The following is a 19,409-nucleotide window of genomic DNA, read 5'->3' as shown; positions in this document are numbered from 1 at the left end:
CATTCCCTTCAAGCAAAGTTAAAATCATACCTTCAAAATGAAAAAACGCTATGCTTATTGTAAACAGTTTATAAGAAAGGATGGCGTTTTGATGAATCCTATCATTTCAAATAGATTGAATCTTTTCGCTCAAGAGCTACAATACTTTTTATCTCCAGTGGTCCTACAAGATATTGCCAAACAAGTTGGCTTTGTACAGCGATCTAGTAAGTATCAAGCAAAAGAACTCATTGCCCTTTGCGTATGGCTTAGTCAAGAAATTGCTAGCACATCACTTACACAATTGTGTAGTCAGTTAGAAGTTTCCACTGGGGTACTTATGAGTTCAGAAGGACTGAATCAACGCTTTAATCCAGCAGCTGTCGCATTTCTTCGAGAAGTCTTTACTTCTCTTCTCAAACAAAAACTCTGTTCAAATCACTCACTTTCTGCACACATGATCTCTACACTTTCAATCGTATCCGTATTTTAGATGCAACAGTGTTTCAACTGCCTGATCATTTCGCCACTGACTATCAAGGTTCAGGTGGAAGTAGTAATACGGCAGGCGTGAAAATCCAATTGGAATATGATTTACTTAGTGGTCAATTTCTTAACGTGCAGCTTGGTCCAGGAAAGAATAATGATAAAACATACGGTACCATCTGCCTTGAAACCGTAGAGGCGGGCGATTTGTGTTTACGTGATCTTGGTTACTTCGATTTAGGAGACTTACAAACTATTCATGATAAAGAGGCTTACTATATCTCGCGGTTGAAGCTAAATACACGCATTTATATCAAGAATCCTGAGCCAGAATACTTCAACAACGGCACGTTAAAAAAGCAAACAGAATACATACAGCTTGATATGACACAAATGATGTCGAGCCTAATCCCTGGTGAAACAATAGAAATTTCCGAGGCATACATTGGACAAAATCAGAAGCTTCCAGCACGTGTCATTATCCATCGTTTAACCGATAATCAAACGCAAACACGCCTGAAAAACCAAGCGATACGTGAAAAGAAAAAAGGCATTGTCATGAAGGATAAAAGTAAACGTTTAATGGGTATGAATGTATATATCACGAACACGTCTCTAGAAGGAGTACCAACGAACTACGTGCACTCACTGTATTCACTTCGTTGGCAGATTGAAATTTTGTTTAAAACGTGGAAGTCATTTTTTGAAATTGATGAATGTAAAAATATTAAAAGAGAACGCCTAGAGTGCCATTTATATGGACAACTCATCGGCATTCTCCTCTGTTCTTCTACGATGTTTCAAATGCGACAGTTTCTGCTTGAAAAAACAAAGCAGGAGCTGAGTGAATACAAAGCGATTTATATGATTAAAGATTACTTTCCGTTACTGTTTCAAGCGATAGCCATTGGCACAGAAGAACTTTTGAAAATTTTGCATCGTCTTTATCTACTGCTCAAAAAGAACGGTCGTAAATGTCATCGGTATAAGAAAATGACCGTCTTTGATATTCTGGGCATTGTGTATAAAACGACGGTGAAGCATAGACAAGCTGCCTAGCGAAAAAATCAGATTTTAATAGGCTTCTTTAGTATGCCTACTTTTCTATCAATTGTTAATTTTGAACCAAGGATCGTTCCATATCTAGTAAGTTACTTGGTTAGCTTGATGGGCATGTGGCGGTACCCCTATATTGAAAAAATCGCTGATAAAATTTTATTTACTAATATGTTTTATCCTTTACATAGCAATTAATCAATTTCACCAACATAAACAGGACCAGGCTCATTACCAGCATGAAAGTCTTGAATAATTTTTCGAATACCGATAGGAAAAAGAGGAGCTTGTAATAGGTCATCTATTGGTAACCACGAAATACCCGTTTGGTTGCTGTCCATATTCAGGGCATTTAAATTCGGAACGGATACAAGTGTACAGGAATACATAAACTCAACTCTGTGTACTTCAGGATCCATAAAACATTCTCTTATAAATAAGAGGTCGCCTTCTTTTACTTCAATTCCTGTCTCTTCAAGACATTCTCGTTTCAAAGTTTTGACTAGCGTTTCACCAATCTCTTGTCCTCCACCAGGGAGTAGGTGATAGATGCCATCTTCATCTTCATACGTTGTTACTAATAATTTGTCTTCGTGTATGAGTATAGCTTTGACTGAATTTCTAATTTTCATATATGTCTCCCTTCATTTAATAGCTTTTTGTAACTCTCGCAAAAAACAAATAAATTTCTTTAAGCCTTGCGAGTGCTGCTTTCTCCGTTTTATTACAAAATCAATTTTGACTGTGTCAGGCAGTTCTTCATACTGAATTGATTCTGCCCTCACTCGGCTATACGCAACATTAGCAGGTACAAGCGTAATGCCAAGACCACCATGAGCAGCTTGCATAATTGATTCAAGCGAATCAAATTCTAGTAGCGCCCTTTGATCAAAGTTATTCATATGACAATAATCTAGTAACGTCTTTCTATATATACAATTTGAATCACTGTTTACGAGTAAAGTTTGGTTTTCAATAAGAGTATCTTTTGATGAAATAAGAATCATATTTTCAAAATAACTATACACACTTTCGAATTGTGAATCATTATATGAACCGCTTAAAAAAATCCCATCAAGTTCCCCATACAAAAGCATCTCTTGTAACTGTACGTTATGATTTGTTTTTATCTTCAAATCAATATCTTTATGTGATTTTAAAAAAGAAGAGAATAGCTGAGGCACTTTCACCGCAGAAATCGTTTGAGATGCTCCGACGGTTAAAGATTCTCGCCATTTTTGAGGATTTATTTTTGATTTTGCTTCATTCATTAGGAACATAATTTGATTTGTGTAATCTAGTAACATTTCGCCTTCTTTCGTTAATGTGACACCTCTATTATTACGTTTGAACAGTTTAACACCTAATTCATCCTCTAAAGTTTTTATGCGCTGGCTTATATTCGGTTGAACATATCCTAATTTTTCAGCTGCTTTGGATATGGATTGTAGTTCAGCGACATGTTTAAAAATCCATAAGTCATGGCTTTCCAAGAATAAATCCCTCCACTCAGGTATCATTTAAAATGATATCGGCTTCATTATTCAGTATTATACTCCTCAAATGAACGGAGATAAAATGAAATCAGATGTAGTGAGGAGGTTTTCAAATGAACATAAAAGATAGAGTAGTTATTATAACAGGTGGTGGCACTGGCATCGGCAAGGCAGCTGCTTTGAAGTTAGCGAGTTTAGGAGCGAAAGTTGTGGTAAATTATAGTCGTTCCGAAAAAGAGGCGTTAGAAACTGTTCATGAAATTCAAGAGCGAGGCGGTACGGCAATCGCCATTAAGGCTAATGTAGCAAAAAAAGAAGAAGTGGAGGCGATGGTCGCTCAAACTGTTAACCTTTTTGGAACAGTAGATTGTTTATTGAACAATGCAAGTATAACCGCTCAAATACCGATGGATGACTTAGAGTCTGTAACGGATCAAGTATGGGATGACCTTTTTCGTGTAAACGTGAAAGGAATGTTTTATTGTATACAAGCTGTTGTTCCTTATATGAAAAAGCAAAAATCGGGTGCGATCGTGAATATGGGGAGCGTTGCCGGGATAACGGGACTCGGATCATCGGTACCGTATGCAGCAACAAAATCAGCCATTCATACGATGACAAAATCGCTTGCTATCGCATTAGCACCTTTTATTCGAGTAAATAGTATTTCTCCTGGTGCAGTCGAAACAAGATGGTGGGCAGGCAATGAAGATAAGATGTACCAACTTGCAGGGAACTTACCACTTCAAAGAATTTCAACACCAGATGATATTGCAGAGGCGATTCTTTTTCAATTGACGCAGGAATCTATTACGGGTCAGATCTTTACAATTGATAATGGTCAGACGTTGTAATATGGTGCAGTAAAGCACTCTTAATGAATAAGAGTGCTTTTGCTATTATAATACTCTCTTTCATATTCACGAGGCTGCCTTGAAGGTTGGTCATTTAGTGCAATAGCAGGCAATGAATTTGCATCAAATATAAGATCGTAGAGAAAAGATAAGATTAAAAAGCTACATATATAGATTAACATGTTAATTCACTTCTTTCTGTATGGCTCTTACTTATAGTGTAAGAAAATAAACTGTAAATAAAATCCATAAAAGGAGTGGGATTCTGTAAGAAAATAGTAGCGGAATGATAATAGAAATCTCATACGGAAGTACGAGATTAATTTTTTGTAAAATTTGTCGGATTATAGTTCTTTATAAAGAACAATTTGTTATGATAGTACATGCCGATAAAATATAAAATTAGGGGAGGAAGATGGATTTGAAGAAATTAATGAGTATCTTTTTATCATTGATACTACTGATTTCATTTACTGGTACTGTAGTAAATGCAGAAAAGAACGGTGTATTATCAGTAAATGATGCAATTCAAATGTTTAAGCAGCAAGGAAGTAGTAAAGGGGTAGTGGAAGGGTATATTGTTGGATATACAGAAAATCCTTCTAAGTATACGAAAGATCCAGCGAAGTTTGGAGATACGAATGTTGCCATTGCAGATTCTCCAAATGAGACAGATCCAGCGAAAATTATGCCTGTTCAGTTACCAAAAGGTGATGTGAGAACGGCAGTGAATGTAAAAGATCATCCTGAAAATGTTGGGAAGAAAGTCCAATTAACAGGGACACTTGAGTTATATTTTAGCAGCCCTGGTTTAAAATCCGTAACGGCATATAAGTTTCAAGGGGAAACAGAAAACCGTGTGGGTGATGTGACTGCATCACCAAATGGCGGAGAAATTGAAAAAGGAACGGCAGTAACATTAACAACAAATACAGAGGGAGCAACGATCTACTATACATTAGACGGGTCAGTCCCAACAGATAAAGGTATTCGCTATAATGAACCAATTGTATTAAATGAAAATAGTGTGATAAAAGCAATTGCAGTGAAAGAAGGACTAGAATCTTCAGCAGTTTCTACTTTTTCTTTTACAGTTGTAAAGAGCGAACAAGTTCGCATTCATGATATTCAAGGTAAATCGCATGTTTCTCCTTATGATGGGAAAACAGTGCGAAATGTAGAAGGTGTTGTAACAGCGTTAGATAAGTACGGTTTTTATATGGAAGATTCGCAGCCTGACAATGACCCTGCTACTTCAGAGGGAATTTATGTTTATAAGAAAGATGCAAATGTAGCTATTGGGGACCTTGTACAAGTGGATGGCGAAGTGGAAGAGTTCATTGGACCCGGATATGCTGAGAAATTTGAAACAGATTTACCGATTACAGAAATTAAAGCAAGCCGTGCGGTCGTAAAAGAAAAAAATCAGCAGTTACCGCCTGCAGTTGTATTAGGCGAAAATGGTATAAAGATACCAGATCAAATCATTGATAACGATGCATTTGGTGTATTCGATCCAAATGAAGATGCAATTGATTTTTATGAAAGTTTAGAAGGTATGCGCGTGAGAATGCAAACGCCGAAGATTATTGCACCGCAAAAAAATGGAAATCTATATGTAACAGTTGAAAATGGTAGTGATAAAGTTGTAACGAAATATGGAACTCCTTTATTAGATGAGAACCAATTTAATCCAGAGCGCCTTTCATTAAAGGTATCTCGTGATTATGTAGCGAAAGTTGGAGATCAGTTCACTGGAGATATTACAGGGGTAGTTGGGTATGACTACGGTGCGTATCGCATTTCGCCAGTAACAGAACTACCATCTATAACAGATGGAGGATTTAAACAAGTTGGGGCAAATATTCAGCCGCGCCTTGGAAAACTTACAGTAGCAACATATAATATTGAAAACTTTTCAGCGAATAAAAAAGAAACATCGGATGAAAAGGTAAAATCGCTTGCGTACTCTATTAAATATAATTTGAAAATGCCAGATATTATTGGTGTACAAGAAATGCAAGATAATAACGGAGCAGTTAATGATGGCACAACAGATGCTTCTTTAAGTGCAAAACGTATTATTGATGCAGTACAAGAAATTCGCGGGCCGAAGTATGAATATGTAGAAGTTGCGCCTCTTAATAACCAAGACGGGGGAGCGCCAGGAGCGAATATTCGCGTTGGTTTCTTCTACAATCCATCGCGTGTGAAATTAGCAGAAAAGCCAAAGTTACTAGAGACAAATCCAACGCGTATTGGACAAGATAACCCATTATTTGAAAGTACGCGTAAGCCATTAGCTGCTGAATTTACATTCCAAGGACAAAATATCGTCGTTGTATCGAATCATTTAAACTCGAAACTAGGAGATGCGACTCCATTTGGAAAAATTCAACCACTTGTATTCAAAAGTGAAGAAAAACGAATTCAGCTTGCGCAAGAAGTGAACAGTTTTGTAAAAGGAATTCAAAAGAAAGATGCGAATGCACCAGTTGTTGTAGTTGGTGATATGAACGACTTTGAATTCTCTAAACCATTGCAAGCATTAAAAGGTGATGTAATGAAAGATATGTTAGAAACGGTTTCGAAAGATAATCGTTACACATACATTCATGAAGGAAATGCACAAGTATTAGACCACATTTTAGTAACAAATAACATTGCACCGCACACAATTGTAGATCCAGTACATTTAAATACAAATATTATGAAGGAACATGGCCGTGTGAGTGACCATGATCCAGTGCTGGCTCAAATTGATTTGAAACAGGCTTCTTAAAAAAATCCCCTTTGGCACCACTGCCATGGGGGATTTTTTATTTTAAGCTAATGGATCTTTGAACAGCTTTTTTACAGCGCAATCTTCTTTGAATTCTACGCATATACTTTTTTTGATCTTTCCGCACACCTTTTATATACATAAATAAACTAATTCCTAAAAATAAAATGCACTGCACGATTAAAACGTAAGGTGACATCCCTTGGAGCGGTTGCTTAGGATCGTATAAATGAATCGGTGCCCCTCCAATTGTAGGAAATACGATATTTAAAATTACATATGGAAGTGAGGCGACAGCAAAAGGGAAAAGAAGTGCCATGTAATCTTTTCTAGACCATATGGATGCAGAAAGCCCCAATACTGCCATAAGACCCGCGAATAAAAAGTTAATCCCGATATAGAGGGAAATATAAGTAATAGGAGAAGAGAAATACAATGAAGCAAACATGCCGTTATCGTTTATCATACCTAAGGTCGGTGTAGGGCTGCCATCTGGGATTGTTAGCTTACAAAATAACAATGAAAACCCGAATGGAAGGATATAAAGAAAGCCTCCAATTAGGAAGGTAACGATATATTTTGTACACACATAAGGAACAAAAGGAATTTCTTTGCTTACAAATGATTTGAATTTATCAGCTTTATCAGAGTTATAGCTTGTACTAAAGGGTAGTGCGGCTAGTACAGGCATTAGAAGTAAATATACATCCATTTCATTATCACGAAAGCCAATCCATTTATAAGCAGTCGTTAACAGTTCGTCAGGTACGCTATTCAAATATTGTGTAATATAGTAATAATGATAAATTAAACTCAGAATAAACCAAGTAAATAAGAGAGTGAGAGAAATCTTATTGAAAAAGGCTTGCTTTGTATTTAAACGAAGTGCACGTATCATAATTGAAAGAGCTTCCACTACTAAAATATATCTATATTCTATATTACTATTAATTGTAAAGATTTTCTTGTTTTTTCATTTGATGATTTCAAAAAGGAGAAGTTGATATAGTATTTAAAGGATAATCTTGGCGTTCAAATCCCCTTGTTCACCCGTTTATTTTCTATTTTCCATCCACCATTTTTCTTAATCTCTAAAACTATATTCATCCCAATAGATTCCTTATAAAGGACATAACCACGGTCTGATTTCACGTATACCACTGGCTCTCCTATGCATGTTCTAGCACAGGAGTTATTTAGTAATTCAATTAATGATAATTCGCTAGAATCAGTTTTACTCAAATGAATCATTGTATCCATATTCACTTTACGAAACCCTTGTAAGTCTACGCCAAAGCTCTTTTCCATATCTATAGTAGTGTTAGGGTGCGTGATTTCAACTGTATTCTTTTTCTCTAAAAGATAACCGTTTCCATAAAGAAACTTCAAATATCCAATCCATACGATTAAAAGTAGCATAAGACATAGACTAGCAACTTTAATTTGTTGCAGACGTCTACTTACTAGCGTTTCTGAGCGTTTCACTAAGTTTATTCCTCCTCACATTTTTACTTTACAGTATGCATGTCTACATATATTTAGAAGCAAGTTTATCCCGCTATTTGCGGGCTGTAATACTCCCACCTCAAAATTCGGCGGGTGCAATGTCCAGCTCTAGCGGCTAAAATCTCCAGCCGTTTCGCTCCCTCGGACGAGGCAAAAAGCGCCTCTNNAACTGCCCGTAAAAGCCTGATTGGTGAGGGCTGATAATCAGTGGGGGATGAAGAACCCCCCCACTGATTAAAGTTTCACTTTATGAAGTAACGAAACATTGAATAAATCTGTACAAAATACACCTTTTCATCTCCCGTCTTTTGTTGATACATATGACGATGGTATAATAGATTGCACATGTATCGATTGGAATTTTTCATACTTGGGAATAAATAAAAAGAGAACTTGTAATGGCTGGAAAACCGTGATAATATCAAAAATGTACTGATTGACTATATTGTCCGAATGGTCATTTTGGAGGTGAAGATGTGGCGATTGATAGAAAACGTTCTATTATTGAGGCTGCAACAAAATCTTTTTCCGCTTTTGGTTATAAGGCAACCACAATGGATCAAGTTGCAAAATTAGCAAATGTGGGGAAGGGAACAATTTATACTTTTTTCAAAAATAAAGAAGAGCTGTTTGGAGAAATCATTTCTAACTTAATTGTTGAAATGAAGCAAGTAGCAAAAGACGCAATCCATTCAGATGTTTCCTTTTTTGAAAATGTACATAAAGCATTATATAGTATTTTAGAGTTTAGAAAAGAACATCAATTGATGATTAAACTTATTCAAGAAGAACGAGATATGGGGACGAAAGAAGTACAAGAAGGTATGCAACAAGTGGAGACTGAGATTGTATCGGTCATCCAATCTTATTTAGAAGTTGCGATTGAAAAGGGCGAGATTAGTAAATGTGACCCAGAGATTACAGCTTTTATCATGCTTCGTTTATACGTATCACTTATTTTTGATTGGGAAAAAAATCATAAACCACTAGATAAAGAACGAATCGCAGAACTTTTTGAACTTTATTTATTAAAAGGATTGTCAAATTAAGATAATCCTTTTATTATAGTTAAGAATGACCGATTGAACGAATTGGTCATAAGTATATAAATCCAAATAAAAAACGAACATCAAACCATTCTTTTTAGATGGGAGAGAGCATCCGGCCATGCATAGAAGCGGTCAGTGCCCTTTTTAGTCCCATGCTAAGTGAAAACAAAAGGAAAAAGTAAGTGGAGATCTTCTTTTGTTTTCAAAGCCGCGACTTAGATGCTTGAAAATCAAGTTGGATATATAAGAGGGGAGGAATATGAGGGGGTAAAAAGATAATGTTTTATTTGTTTGAATTGACCAAATGAATAAAATAGTCATTTAAAATGAAAAGGTGCATAGTATAGAGAGAAGATGATAAGAGTTAAACATATAACAGAATATAACCTTTTTATTTACTTTAAAATGACTAATTGAACGTTTTGGTCATTAATAAAGGGAGGGGAAACAATGAGAGGATTTACGTTGCTTGGTAAGGAATTTACGGAAATCATAAAAAGCAAAAAAATCTTAATACCGATTATAGCCGTTTTATTTGTACCGCTCTTATATGCGGGAATGTTTTTATGGGCGTTTTGGGATCCATATGAGCAATTAGATGATTTACCCGTTGCGGTAGTGAACCTTGATAAAGGTGCAGTATTTGATGGGAAACCAATTGAAGTTGGAAAAGGTTTAGTCGATGAATTAAAGAATAATAAAAGTTTTAAATGGGAGTTTGTGAGTGAAAAAGAAGCAAAAGAAGGAATGGAGAACCGAAAATATTATATGTTGGTGCGAGTTCCAGAAAACTTCTCAGATAACGCAACAACGCTACTAAAAGAAAATCCAAGACCATTAAACTTAGAATATATTCCAAATGAAAGTTTAAACTTCTTATCTTCACAAATTGGTGGAACTGCGATTGAAAAAATTAAAGGTGAAGTATCTAATACGTTAACAAAAACGTATGCAGAGAAAATGTTTGATTCGATTAAAGATGTTTCACAAGGATTTGCAGATGCGAAGGATGGAGCAAATAAACTACATGACGGAGCCGGAGAACTGCAAGATGGTTCTGGCAAAGTGACAGACGGCTTGCATACGTTGCAAGGGAAATCTGGCGAGATGGTAGATGGGGTCCATAAATTAGCAGATGGATCCGGCCAAGTAACAGATGGCTTGCATACGTTACAAGGGAAGTCTGGAGAAATGGCAGGCGGAGTTAATAAATTATTAGATGGATCTGGAAAAGTAACAGATGGCTTGTATACGTTACAAGGGAAGTCTGGGGAAATGGCAGGCGGAGTTAATAAATTATTAGATGGATCTGGAAAAGTAACGGATGGCCTGTATACGTTACAAGGGAAGTCTGGAGAAATGGCAGGCGGAGTTAATAAACTAGTAGATGGATCTGGAAAAGTAACAGATGGCCTGTATACGTTACAAGGGAAGTCTAGTGAGATGGCAGGCGGAGTTAATAAATTATTAGATGGTTCAAGTCAAGTCAGTAACGGCTTAAATGTATTAGTAACGAAATCAGGCGAAATGCAAATGGGAATTGGAAAGTTAGTAGACGGCTCAAGTCAATTAACAAATGGTTTAAACCTATTTGCAAGTAAAACAGGTGAGCTTCAAAAAGGAGTAGGCGATCTTTCAGATGGATCCGGCCGATTATATGATGGATTAAATAGTCTAGCTAGTAAATCTGTTGAGCTTAATGAAGGTTTAAAAGGTGCTTCAATCGGTTCTAATGGGGTACAAAAGGGTGCCAATGACCTTTCAAGTGGAATGAAAAAACTTGATGGTGCACAAGGAGAATTAGAGCAGGGAGCACAAAAAATTCAAAAAGGGTTGCAAGATTTAAATAATCAATTGCAGAACGCTGCAGCAGGATTATCAAATGTGAAAACGAACGTACCAGCTGTATTGAAACAAGCGAATGAACAAATTGCTGGATCAGCGGAAAAAGTACAGCAGTTAAATACCGTTGCGCAGTCAAATGCAGGTGATGCGAATCAAGCAGTGCAAGATATAGAGGCGTTAAAACAACAAATTGAAAAGTTACCAAAAGAATCTCAAGATCAGCTACGACCTTTTCTAACAAATGCTGTAAAGAGTACAGCTACTGTCCAAAAGAAATCAGCTGGGGTAGCAGATGCAACGACTAAGTTGAACAAAGAGGTATCACAGTTAACAGTCAAAGTAAATGAAACAGCAAACGGATTACAAACGAAGTTACCAAATCCTGAGAACCTTAACGCCGTAGTTACTGGTGTTGAAGCATTAACAAAAGGACAAAATGAATTTGTTAGTAAATTCCAAGAGTTTGGTAAAGGATTAAGTACGGCGACAACTGGAGCAGAGAAATTAGCAACAGGAAGTCAGAAGCTAAATGATGGTATGAGTCAATTAGCTGAAAATGGTCCAAAACTAGTAGAGGGAGTAAATGAACTAGCGAATGGAGCAGGCAAACTAAACGGAGGTTTAAATAAACTATCAGATGGATCTGGTCAATTATCAGCAGGTGTGACTAAGTTGGTAAATGGCTCAGGAGCAGTAACGAATGGACTAGATCAATTATCAACAGGTTCAAACCAACTGATTGCAGGTGTAAACAAGTTGGCAGATGGATCTGGAAAAGTGACGGGTGGTTTAAATACCTTATCAGGTGGAACAGGTCAATTGGTTTCTGGTGTAAATAAATTAGCAGATGGATCCGGTCAAGTGACAGGTGGTTTAAATACCTTATCAGGTGGAACGGGTCAATTGATTACTGGAGTAAACAAACTGGCAGATGGATCCGGTCAAGTAACAGGCGGTTTAAATACCTTATCAGGTGGAACGGGTCAATTGATTACAGGCGTAAATAAATTAGCAGATGGATCTGGCCAAGTAACAGGCGGTTTAAATACCTTATCAGGTGGAACGGGTCAATTGATTACTGGAGTAAACAAACTGGCAGATGGATCCGGTCAAGTAACAGGTGGTTTAAATACCTTATCAGGTGGAACAGGTCAACTGGTCGATGGCGTAAACAAACTAGCAGACGGCTCCGGTCAAGTAACAGACGGTCTAGTTAAAGTAAATGATGGAACTGGAGAACTCGCTGAAAAACTAGGCGAAGGTGCTGAAAAAACAGGCGAGATAAAAGGAACAGATAAAACATACGACATGTTTGCTGATCCAGTGAAAGTACAAACTGAGAAGATGGCAGAAGTTCCAAACTACGGAACAGGATTTACACCATACTTCTTATCTCTTGGTTTATTTGTTGGGGCACTTTTATTATCGATTGTGTTCCCATTACGCGAGACAGTTGGTATACCAAAATCAGGATTTAGCTGGTTTATAAGCAAGTTTGGTGTACTACTTGCAGTTGGCGTAATTCAGGCGCTTGTTGCAGATGCTGTATTATTATTAGGATTAGGTATCGAAGTACAAAGTTTGGCATATTTCGTATTGTTTAGTATTTTGACGAGTCTATCGTTTATCGCGTTAATTCAGTTCTTAGTAACTACTTTCAGCGACGCTGGACGTTTTATCGCCATTTTAACATTAATTCTACAATTAACAACGAGTGCGGGTACATTCCCACTGGAGTTAATTCCAAAACCACTACAAGTATTTAATGCGTGGTTACCAATGACATACTCTGTATCCGGATTTAAAGCAGTTGTATCAAGTGGAGATTTCGGATTTATGTGGCAAAATGCAGGTATATTAATGACCTTTATTGTTCTATTATCACTTGGAACAATTGGTACATTGACTTGGATGCATAAGCGCCAGTTTCGTAATTTAGTAGAAGAGAAATGAATAGAAGCCTAGGGGAGTGATCCTCTAGGTTTTTATTATGCAAAACTATATAAATAAGCATTGAAAAACCAACATAAAACTATTCTTTTTAGATGGGAGAGCGGATCCGGCCGTGCATAGAAGCGGTCAGTGCCTTTCTTTGCCCCATGCCGTGTGAAAACAAAAAGAGGAAATAAGTGGAGAATTGTTTTTGCTTTCATAGCCGCAGCTCATATGTCGAAAAATCAAAATGGATTTATATAGGCTATGTTCTAAATGATTGTTGCTATTATAAAAAGGATTACAGAATAGCGTGATGGAATAGGTTAAAAAGGGTTAAGTGACTCTTTGAAGGAGCGTGTTACATGAAAAAATGGACTGCCCTTGTAATAATTAGTATCGTTCTTGTAGGTTCATTTCTTTTATATTCTAGTCTTTATGGCAATCCGGTCAGTAAATATCGCATGGTAAAGGCTACAAAACAGTATCTTCTCGAAAAGGGGTATAAAGAAGAAGATATCATTTCTGTAGAGTCTGCTTATCATATGAAGAGAAATTCAGATAGGATGAAAGGAACGGTATCGTACGTTGTATTCAGAGACGAACCGAAAATAAAATATTTATATATCCAATGGAGAAATCCAAGTCAAGTTCAACAACACTGTTCCTATTACGATGAGGAAACAAAATTAGAGGAATTAGGAAATACAGAAAAACGCAACCACCTGGAAGCTAATTGCACTCAAAGTGATGGGTAATATTCATTTAGAGGACGATTCTTAGTTGGAGTGTTTTTTTACTAGAGGGGGATATCAATGAACGACAGTCAAGTGAAATTTAGAGATACAGTCATTAAAAACTTTTTTGATGCAAACGATAAGTTAAAAGCGATGCCTAGTCAAAAGAAGAAAAAATTAGTGATATTTGAATACCTCATAAGTAAATTAAATCCGGAGCAGCAATATACAGAGAAAGAAATAAATGCATTTATAAAGCAGTATCATGAAGACTTTTGTACGATTCGGAGGGAATTTATCATTCATGGATTTATGGACCGGAATGAAAGTGTGTATCGTGTAAATGCCAAGGAAGTGTGGAAGAATTGGGAAAGTCTGTAGAGTATCGAAAAACACACTAATCCTAGCATGTTTCTTTGGATTTCCAAGTTTCACATAATGTACAAAAAATAACCATTTCCACTATGGTAATATTAGAATGTAATCGTATTCATTTAAAACTTAATGGAGATGAGAAAAGATGACGACATGGTTTGTTGTTATGTTAGTTATTTTCGGTGCTTTTAAAATAATCGTAGCGAGTATTCCAACTTCTGTTGTGGAGTCATTGATTAGTAGATTTGCATTGCATCCACAATTAAATGCCGAAGATGTTACTGTAACAATTAATGGAGAGCCTTTAGAAGATGAAGAGAAAATTCAAATGATTGATCAATTTAATGAAGCAATATTTTTAGAAAAGTATTATTTCCCTCCGCAAAGCAGCGGAACACCAGTAGTGATTCATATGAAGAAGGGCAAACACGATTTGAGCTATTCTATGTACAGCTACGACGATCACATCGATGTAGTGAAACAATATAAGAAGAAAGTAGTCGCGTATAGTTTGCGTTCTAAAGAGCTGCAAAATCATTTTATGCTAGTAGCGGGAGATGCAATGTAGGTTACCAAATATATGATTTGGTAACTTTTCTTTTTATAAAAAAAGATGTTTGAAAAAGGAGTAGTCATGTTACAACTTTCTCATATAAATAAAATTCATATTATCGGAGCTGTTGGAAGTGGAAAAACGACTTTAGCTAGGCGAATATGTGACATGAAACATATACTTCATATTGAGTTAGATAATGTTGTGTGGAGGAGAGCGGAAACAGGTGATATAAGGCGATTAGAAGATGACAGGGATGCCTATTTACAAAGCTTCATTATGAAAGAATATTGGGTGACTGAAGGCGCACATTACCAGCAATGGATTACTCCTGCATTAGAACAAGCAGATGTTATTATCTTCATAGATCCGCCTTATTCTACTAGGATATATAGGGTAATAAAAAGATGGATTTTCCAATGCCTAAAAATAGAAAAAGCAAATTATAAACCGTCTTTTTCCATACTTGTCAAAATGATAAAATGGACAAATTCACATGAAGCACAGGGACGGAAGGCTATTGAAGGAATACTTACACAATATGAAAAGAAAGTAGTGATTGTAAAAAGTGCGAAACGGATTGCTATTGAATGAAACGAATTTATTTTCGCTATAAAGTTAGATAAAGAAAAAGACTTCCAATTCATGTGAAGCCTTTTTCTTTATTGCATTCATCTCGTTATTTAATTGTAATGTGTTGCTTTAGCCTTTCCATTTGACGAAGGTGATGGGAAAAATGCATATAAACCAATTGAAACCACTCGGCAGCATTTAAATAACCGAATCCTGGATGCTCCGCTTTATAGTTGCTTGGAATGGAGGAAATCCTTGGTTCTATTTCTTTCATTTTCTCAACGAGCTGTAACAATGCTTGTTGAATCGGCTCTTTATTTGTTGGGTTTTCTGGTGTGTATCCAGGGCGATTAGGTACTTTTATTTGTATAGGGGGGAAAGAACCTAGTGCATATATTTTTTCACCTGCTTCGGTTTTCTTTCCATCTATCGTTGCAGAATGAGTTGAACACTTTTCAATTGCATGTAATTGCATGTTTGAAGCCGTAAGTAAATGATTATACATTTGTCCGAGAGACCATTCGTCTTCAGAAGGCTTTTCTCTAAATTGTTCAAGGGAGTATGTTTCTAACTCGTTTGTGTAATGTGCTGCTAGATCCTCAAATTTCTTTAAAATAACATTTGTATTCATCGTGATAACTCCTTTTCTTGTATAAGATTTTGTTCTTAAGAGTTACTATAAATGAATGGTGTTGACACCATTATGTCAGCAGTGAAAGAAAAAATTACATTTGCAGCATTTTTTTTGCTTCTTCACGAATTTTTTTCGAAAGAACAGCCGGTTCTAACACTTTTACTTGGCTTCCCCAGCTCAATATCCAAGAGAATACTTCATCTAGGTTTCTTGATTTCAAAAAAACGTGAAATCCATCCACTCTTTGTTCATAGGAATCTATATAAAAGTAGCGGGATTCAATAATTTTATGTGAAATCGTAGATGGAAATAATAAATGGATGGTATGGGTCCGATTATTTTCAGGCTGATAGTTTGGTAAATAGAAGTCTTCAGGTTTCGTAAAGAATTTCTGTTCTTTTTGTAAGTCACTCATACGATCCAAACGAAAATGCCGTATTTGCTGCCGAAGTAGACAATAGGAAACAATGTACCAAATTCCCGGAATATTGACTAAGCCATACGGGTTCACGGTACGTTTTGTTTTGTCAGTTTCATCCGGTTTACGATAAGAAAAAGAAACACATTGCTCTGTTTGAATGGCTTCCTGCAGGAGAAGCAGCTGCTTTTCTAGTTGCTCCGGAGCTTGTTTTTGGTGAAGGAAAGTACCGGAAAGAAAACGGAATGTTCCTCTTAATTCCTTTACTCTTTGTTGTTGTTCAGGAAGGAGTATGGATTCTAATTTTTCTTTAGCAGTTTCTGCATGTATAGAAAAAGTAGAATCGAAATTATTCTCAACGTAATCACTTCCTAACAGGAGGGTTACAGCTTCTTCTGGTGTGAGTTGAATAGGCGGCAAGAAATAACCATCCATTAAAGAATAACCTTGCCCTGGCATTGAAAATAACGGAACGCCTGATTCACTAAGTGCTTGCATGTCGCGATATATTGTTCTTTTACAAGTTTCAAATTTTTCAGCTAAGCTCTTGGCTGTGACAAGTTGTTTTCTCTGTAATTCTATAAGAATAGCAAGTAAACGATCGGTTCGATTCATTATGTATCATCCTTATTTGCGTAATAATCTTGATAATGGAATGTTCGGAACTTGTAATGGGTTCTCCTGCATATACAGACTTTTTCCTATGTATAATATTAATATAGTAAAATCGTGCGAACGGATATTGCGGTTTCCAATAATATACTATATAATCTACTTAAGAAAACGTTTTCATACAAAGGGGGAGAATTTCGTGTCAACGATCGAGGACGTGGCGAAATTAGCGGGGTTATCAAGAACAACGGTTTCTCGGGTGATTAACAACCATCCGTATGTATCGGACGAGAAGAAAAAGAGGGTTCAACTAGCAATGAAGCATTTAGGCTTCGTTCCTAATTCTGCAGCAAGACGGCTTAGAAAACAAAAAACAGAAACAATTGCAGTGCTTGTTCCAAGGATTACAAATCCTTTTTTCAGTAGATTTATTGAAGCAATTGAAATTGCTGCTTCTGAACATAAATATAAACTGATTATCTGTCAAACAAGATACTTACCGGAAAAAGAGATGGAATACTTACAACTGTTATCAACAAAACAAGTTGATGGTATTATTTTATGTTCACTTGAGAATCCATGGGAGAATGTAGAGCCATACTTACAACACGGTCCAATCGTGTTATGTAATGAATATATTGAAGAGGCAAATATTCCAACGGTTAAATTTGATCATGCGCAAGGAGCGTATATTGCTGCGAAGCATGTGTTAGAACAAGGGTATCGTAACCTTATTTTCTGCCGCGGGAATGAAACGAAAGTAGTAAGCCAACAGCGAAAAATGGGCTTTTTGCGTGCAATCACTGAGAAGAGTAAACAAGTAGAAGCAATCGACTTTCTTGAAAACGCTTTCTCTTGGGATGATGGTAAGAGAATGTTCCATGAAGTATTAAAGGACAAAAAAAATCCTACCGCTATTTTGGCAGGAGGCGATGAAGTCGCAGCTGGAATTATCGCAGAAGCAAAACGCCATGGCTGGAGCATTCCTGATGATTTAGCTGTAGTGGGCTTCGATAATCAAATTTTATCACAGATTTCAGAGCCTGGTATTACGACAATTGAACAGCCAATTGATGAAATGGCCCATAAAGTTGTCGACTTAATGATGGATAAAATCCATACGAAAAATTATCGTAAAAAAGAATTGTATGAGTTTGAACTGGAGCTCTTGGTGAAAGGTTCAACGATGAAGGATACAATGTTACTAGCCTAGTAGACGATGTCTGCTAGGTTTTTCTTATATAAATCCAATTTGATTTTCCGACATGTAAATTAAGGTTATGAAAAATAAAAAGGGACTTCCACTCATTTCCTACTTCTGTTTTCACATGGCATGGGGTTAAAAAAGGAACTGACCGCTTCTATCCATGGGCGGATCCTCTCTCCAACCTAAAAAGAATGATTTTATGCCGTTTTTTCAATCCTTATTTATATATGTTTACAAAGTACTACTCTTCATGAACGCAATCGTCGCATTTGTTATGATATGCTTCGTGTTGCTCATCAATTTCCTTCCCGCAATGTGCACACGTTTTTGTTGGCAAATTTCTGAAAAATTCCATCGGTTGATCAATCATGTAAATCCCTCCATTTCCATTTCTTAGTATTATTGTATTAGTACAAATGACCGATGTCAACAACTGTTTTATAACAAAGTGAAAAATAATGAAAAAGTTTAGGAAATGGATTATAGTTAACAATGTAGAGTGTAAGTAAAAATCTTTCTCAAGTAGGGAGAGAATGCTGCATTTCTAGAGGTTTAGAAAGGATGGATACATATGAAAATGACTGTTGTTGGCTTTTGGGGTGGCTTTCCAGAAGCGGGAGAAGCAACGTCGGGGTATTTGTTTGAACACGATGGTTTTCGTTTACTTGTTGACTGTGGCAGTGGTGTACTAGCACAGCTTCAAAAATACATAACACCGTCTGATATAGATGCAGTTCTGTTGTCACACTATCATCACGATCATGTTGCAGATATTGGGGTACTGCAATATGCAAGATTAATTACAAGCATGACAAAAGGGCAATTACCACAATTGCCGATTTACGGGCATGGTTTTGATGTGCAAGGATTCGCTTCTTTAACACATGAACCATATACGAAAGGAATTGTGTACAATCCGGAAGAAACAATGCAGATTGGGCCTTTCTCTATTTCATTTTTAAAGACAGTTCATCCGGTTACGTGCTATGCAATGCGTATTACAGCGGGAGATAAAGTTGTTGTATACAGTGCAGATTCTAGCTATATTCCTGAATTTGTTCCATTTACAAAAGATGCGGATTTATTTATTTGTGAATGTAATATGTATGTACATCAAGAAGCTGCAAAAGCAGGGCATATGAATAGTACAGAAGTAGCGGACATTGCAAAGAAGGCAAATGTTAAGGAACTATTATTAACACATTTACCGCATGCAGGAAACACATCTGATTTAGTAGAAGAAGCAAAACAAATTTTCAGTGGGCCAATTGTGCTTGCACATAGTGGTTACACTTGGAATTCATGAGGTGATTAC

General features: G+C 36.5%; 17 protein-coding genes and 1 pseudogene. 11 read left to right on the top strand and 7 right to left on the bottom strand.

Translation table 11 applies throughout. From position 1 onward, the window contains the following. Positions 1 to 91: 91 nt before the first annotated feature. Positions 92 to 1,524: pseudogene (locus CN373_RS02590) on the top strand (IS4 family transposase). A gap of 191 nt (positions 1,525 to 1,715) precedes the next feature. Here the strand turns inward: CN373_RS02590 and CN373_RS02585 are convergent. Continuing rightward, entirely contained in the window at positions 1,716 to 2,153 is a 438-nt protein-coding gene (locus tag CN373_RS02585) for an NUDIX domain-containing protein (protein WP_098358774.1), read from the bottom strand. Positions 2,154 to 2,165: 12 nt separating this feature from the next. Further along, the gene (locus tag CN373_RS02580; RefSeq protein ID WP_098358773.1) at positions 2,166 to 3,014 is read right to left on the bottom strand and encodes a LysR family transcriptional regulator; all 849 of its coding nucleotides are present in this window, start codon (positions 3,012 to 3,014) and stop codon (positions 2,166 to 2,168) included. A 116-nt stretch (positions 3,015 to 3,130) separates the two neighbouring features. Between CN373_RS02580 and CN373_RS02575 the strand changes: the two genes are divergently transcribed. Continuing rightward, positions 3,131 to 3,871 (top strand): SDR family NAD(P)-dependent oxidoreductase, encoded by a 741-nt coding sequence (locus CN373_RS02575; protein WP_098358772.1) that lies wholly within the window; start codon positions 3,131 to 3,133, stop codon positions 3,869 to 3,871. 415 nt (positions 3,872 to 4,286) lie between these two features. After that, entirely contained in the window at positions 4,287 to 6,653 is a 2,367-nt protein-coding gene (locus tag CN373_RS02570) for a DUF6359 domain-containing protein (protein WP_098358771.1), read from the top strand. A 37-nt stretch (positions 6,654 to 6,690) separates the two neighbouring features. On the opposite strand, the gene CN373_RS02565 is transcribed toward CN373_RS02570, so the two are convergent. Beyond that, entirely contained in the window at positions 6,691 to 7,551 is an 861-nt protein-coding gene (locus CN373_RS02565) for a hypothetical protein (protein ID WP_000617274.1), read from the bottom strand. Positions 7,552 to 7,685: 134 nt separating this feature from the next. Next, on the bottom strand, positions 7,686 to 8,138 hold the full coding sequence (locus CN373_RS02560; RefSeq protein ID WP_098358770.1) for a hypothetical protein: 453 nt from the start codon (positions 8,136 to 8,138) through the stop codon (positions 7,686 to 7,688). A 497-nt stretch (positions 8,139 to 8,635) separates the two neighbouring features. On the opposite strand from CN373_RS02560, the gene CN373_RS02555 reads away from it, so the two are divergent. The 6 genes from CN373_RS02555 to CN373_RS02530 all read left to right on the top strand — a co-directional run bounded on the left by CN373_RS02555 (position 8,636) and on the right by CN373_RS02530 (position 15,244). Continuing rightward, positions 8,636 to 9,208, top strand: coding sequence for a TetR/AcrR family transcriptional regulator (locus CN373_RS02555; RefSeq protein ID WP_098358769.1), 573 nt, complete (start codon positions 8,636 to 8,638; stop codon positions 9,206 to 9,208). 450 nt (positions 9,209 to 9,658) lie between these two features. After that, the gene (locus tag CN373_RS02550; protein ID WP_098358768.1) at positions 9,659 to 13,006 is read left to right on the top strand and encodes a YhgE/Pip family protein; all 3,348 of its coding nucleotides are present in this window, start codon (positions 9,659 to 9,661) and stop codon (positions 13,004 to 13,006) included. Positions 13,007 to 13,350: 344 nt separating this feature from the next. Beyond that, positions 13,351 to 13,743, top strand: coding sequence for a DUF3139 domain-containing protein (locus CN373_RS02545; protein ID WP_000759342.1), 393 nt, complete (start codon positions 13,351 to 13,353; stop codon positions 13,741 to 13,743). Between the two features lie 57 nt (positions 13,744 to 13,800). Continuing rightward, entirely contained in the window at positions 13,801 to 14,103 is a 303-nt protein-coding gene (locus CN373_RS02540) for a DUF2087 domain-containing protein (RefSeq protein ID WP_098358767.1), read from the top strand. A 139-nt stretch (positions 14,104 to 14,242) separates the two neighbouring features. Next, positions 14,243 to 14,665 (top strand): YfmQ family protein, encoded by a 423-nt coding sequence (locus tag CN373_RS02535; protein WP_098358766.1) that lies wholly within the window; start codon positions 14,243 to 14,245, stop codon positions 14,663 to 14,665. A gap of 66 nt (positions 14,666 to 14,731) precedes the next feature. After that, positions 14,732 to 15,244, top strand: coding sequence for a DNA topology modulation protein FlaR (locus CN373_RS02530; protein ID WP_240519102.1), 513 nt, complete (start codon positions 14,732 to 14,734; stop codon positions 15,242 to 15,244). Positions 15,245 to 15,329: 85 nt separating this feature from the next. Here the strand turns inward: CN373_RS02530 and CN373_RS02525 are convergent, their stop codons facing one another. Both CN373_RS02525 and CN373_RS02520 read right to left on the bottom strand, forming a co-directional pair. Continuing rightward, a complete protein-coding gene (locus CN373_RS02525) occupies positions 15,330 to 15,854 on the bottom strand; it encodes a DinB family protein (RefSeq protein WP_098358764.1) in 525 nt (174 codons plus the stop codon). Positions 15,855 to 15,948: 94 nt separating this feature from the next. Further along, entirely contained in the window at positions 15,949 to 16,890 is a 942-nt protein-coding gene (locus CN373_RS02520; RefSeq protein ID WP_098358763.1) for a helix-turn-helix transcriptional regulator, read from the bottom strand. A 196-nt stretch (positions 16,891 to 17,086) separates the two neighbouring features. On the opposite strand from CN373_RS02520, the gene CN373_RS02515 reads away from it, so the two are divergent. After that, complete coding sequence (locus CN373_RS02515) at positions 17,087 to 18,100, top strand: LacI family DNA-binding transcriptional regulator (RefSeq protein ID WP_098358762.1); 1,014 nt, start codon at positions 17,087 to 17,089, stop codon at positions 18,098 to 18,100. A gap of 235 nt (positions 18,101 to 18,335) precedes the next feature. Here the strand turns inward: CN373_RS02515 and yhfH are convergent, their stop codons facing one another. Further along, a complete protein-coding gene (gene yhfH, locus CN373_RS02510; protein ID WP_000567010.1) occupies positions 18,336 to 18,464 on the bottom strand; it encodes a protein YhfH in 129 nt (42 codons plus the stop codon). A gap of 201 nt (positions 18,465 to 18,665) precedes the next feature. On the opposite strand from yhfH, the gene CN373_RS02505 reads away from it, so the two are divergent. Continuing rightward, the gene (locus CN373_RS02505; protein ID WP_000784649.1) at positions 18,666 to 19,400 is read left to right on the top strand and encodes an MBL fold metallo-hydrolase; all 735 of its coding nucleotides are present in this window, start codon (positions 18,666 to 18,668) and stop codon (positions 19,398 to 19,400) included. Positions 19,401 to 19,409: the final 9 nt, after the last annotated feature.

The sequence above is a fragment of the Bacillus cereus genome, from assembly GCF_002561295.1.
Taxonomy (GTDB): domain Bacteria; phylum Bacillota; class Bacilli; order Bacillales; family Bacillaceae_G; genus Bacillus_A; species Bacillus_A cereus_S.
Note: the sequence above shows the minus strand (reverse complement) of the source record. Positions and strands in the feature narration are given on the sequence as shown.

Coding starts and splice junctions, on each gene's coding strand:
- CN373_RS02585 (WP_098358774.1), bottom strand. CDS start 2,153: ATGAAAATTAGAAATTCAGTCAAAGCTATACTCATACACGAAGACAAA.
- CN373_RS02575 (WP_098358772.1), top strand. CDS start 3,131: ATGAACATAAAAGATAGAGTAGTTATTATAACAGGTGGTGGCACTGGC.
- CN373_RS02570 (WP_098358771.1), top strand. CDS start 4,287: ATGGATTTGAAGAAATTAATGAGTATCTTTTTATCATTGATACTACTG.
- CN373_RS02565 (WP_000617274.1), bottom strand. CDS start 7,551: ATGATACGTGCACTTCGTTTAAATACAAAGCAAGCCTTTTTCAATAAG.
- CN373_RS02550 (WP_098358768.1), top strand. CDS start 9,659: ATGAGAGGATTTACGTTGCTTGGTAAGGAATTTACGGAAATCATAAAA.
- CN373_RS02545 (WP_000759342.1), top strand. CDS start 13,351: ATGAAAAAATGGACTGCCCTTGTAATAATTAGTATCGTTCTTGTAGGT.
- CN373_RS02540 (WP_098358767.1), top strand. CDS start 13,801: ATGAACGACAGTCAAGTGAAATTTAGAGATACAGTCATTAAAAACTTT.
- CN373_RS02535 (WP_098358766.1), top strand. CDS start 14,243: ATGACGACATGGTTTGTTGTTATGTTAGTTATTTTCGGTGCTTTTAAA.
- CN373_RS02530 (WP_240519102.1), top strand. CDS start 14,732: ATGTTACAACTTTCTCATATAAATAAAATTCATATTATCGGAGCTGTT.
- CN373_RS02525 (WP_098358764.1), bottom strand. CDS start 15,854: ATGAATACAAATGTTATTTTAAAGAAATTTGAGGATCTAGCAGCACAT.
- CN373_RS02520 (WP_098358763.1), bottom strand. CDS start 16,890: ATGAATCGAACCGATCGTTTACTTGCTATTCTTATAGAATTACAGAGA.
- yhfH (WP_000567010.1), bottom strand. CDS start 18,464: ATGATTGATCAACCGATGGAATTTTTCAGAAATTTGCCAACAAAAACG.
- CN373_RS02505 (WP_000784649.1), top strand. CDS start 18,666: ATGAAAATGACTGTTGTTGGCTTTTGGGGTGGCTTTCCAGAAGCGGGA.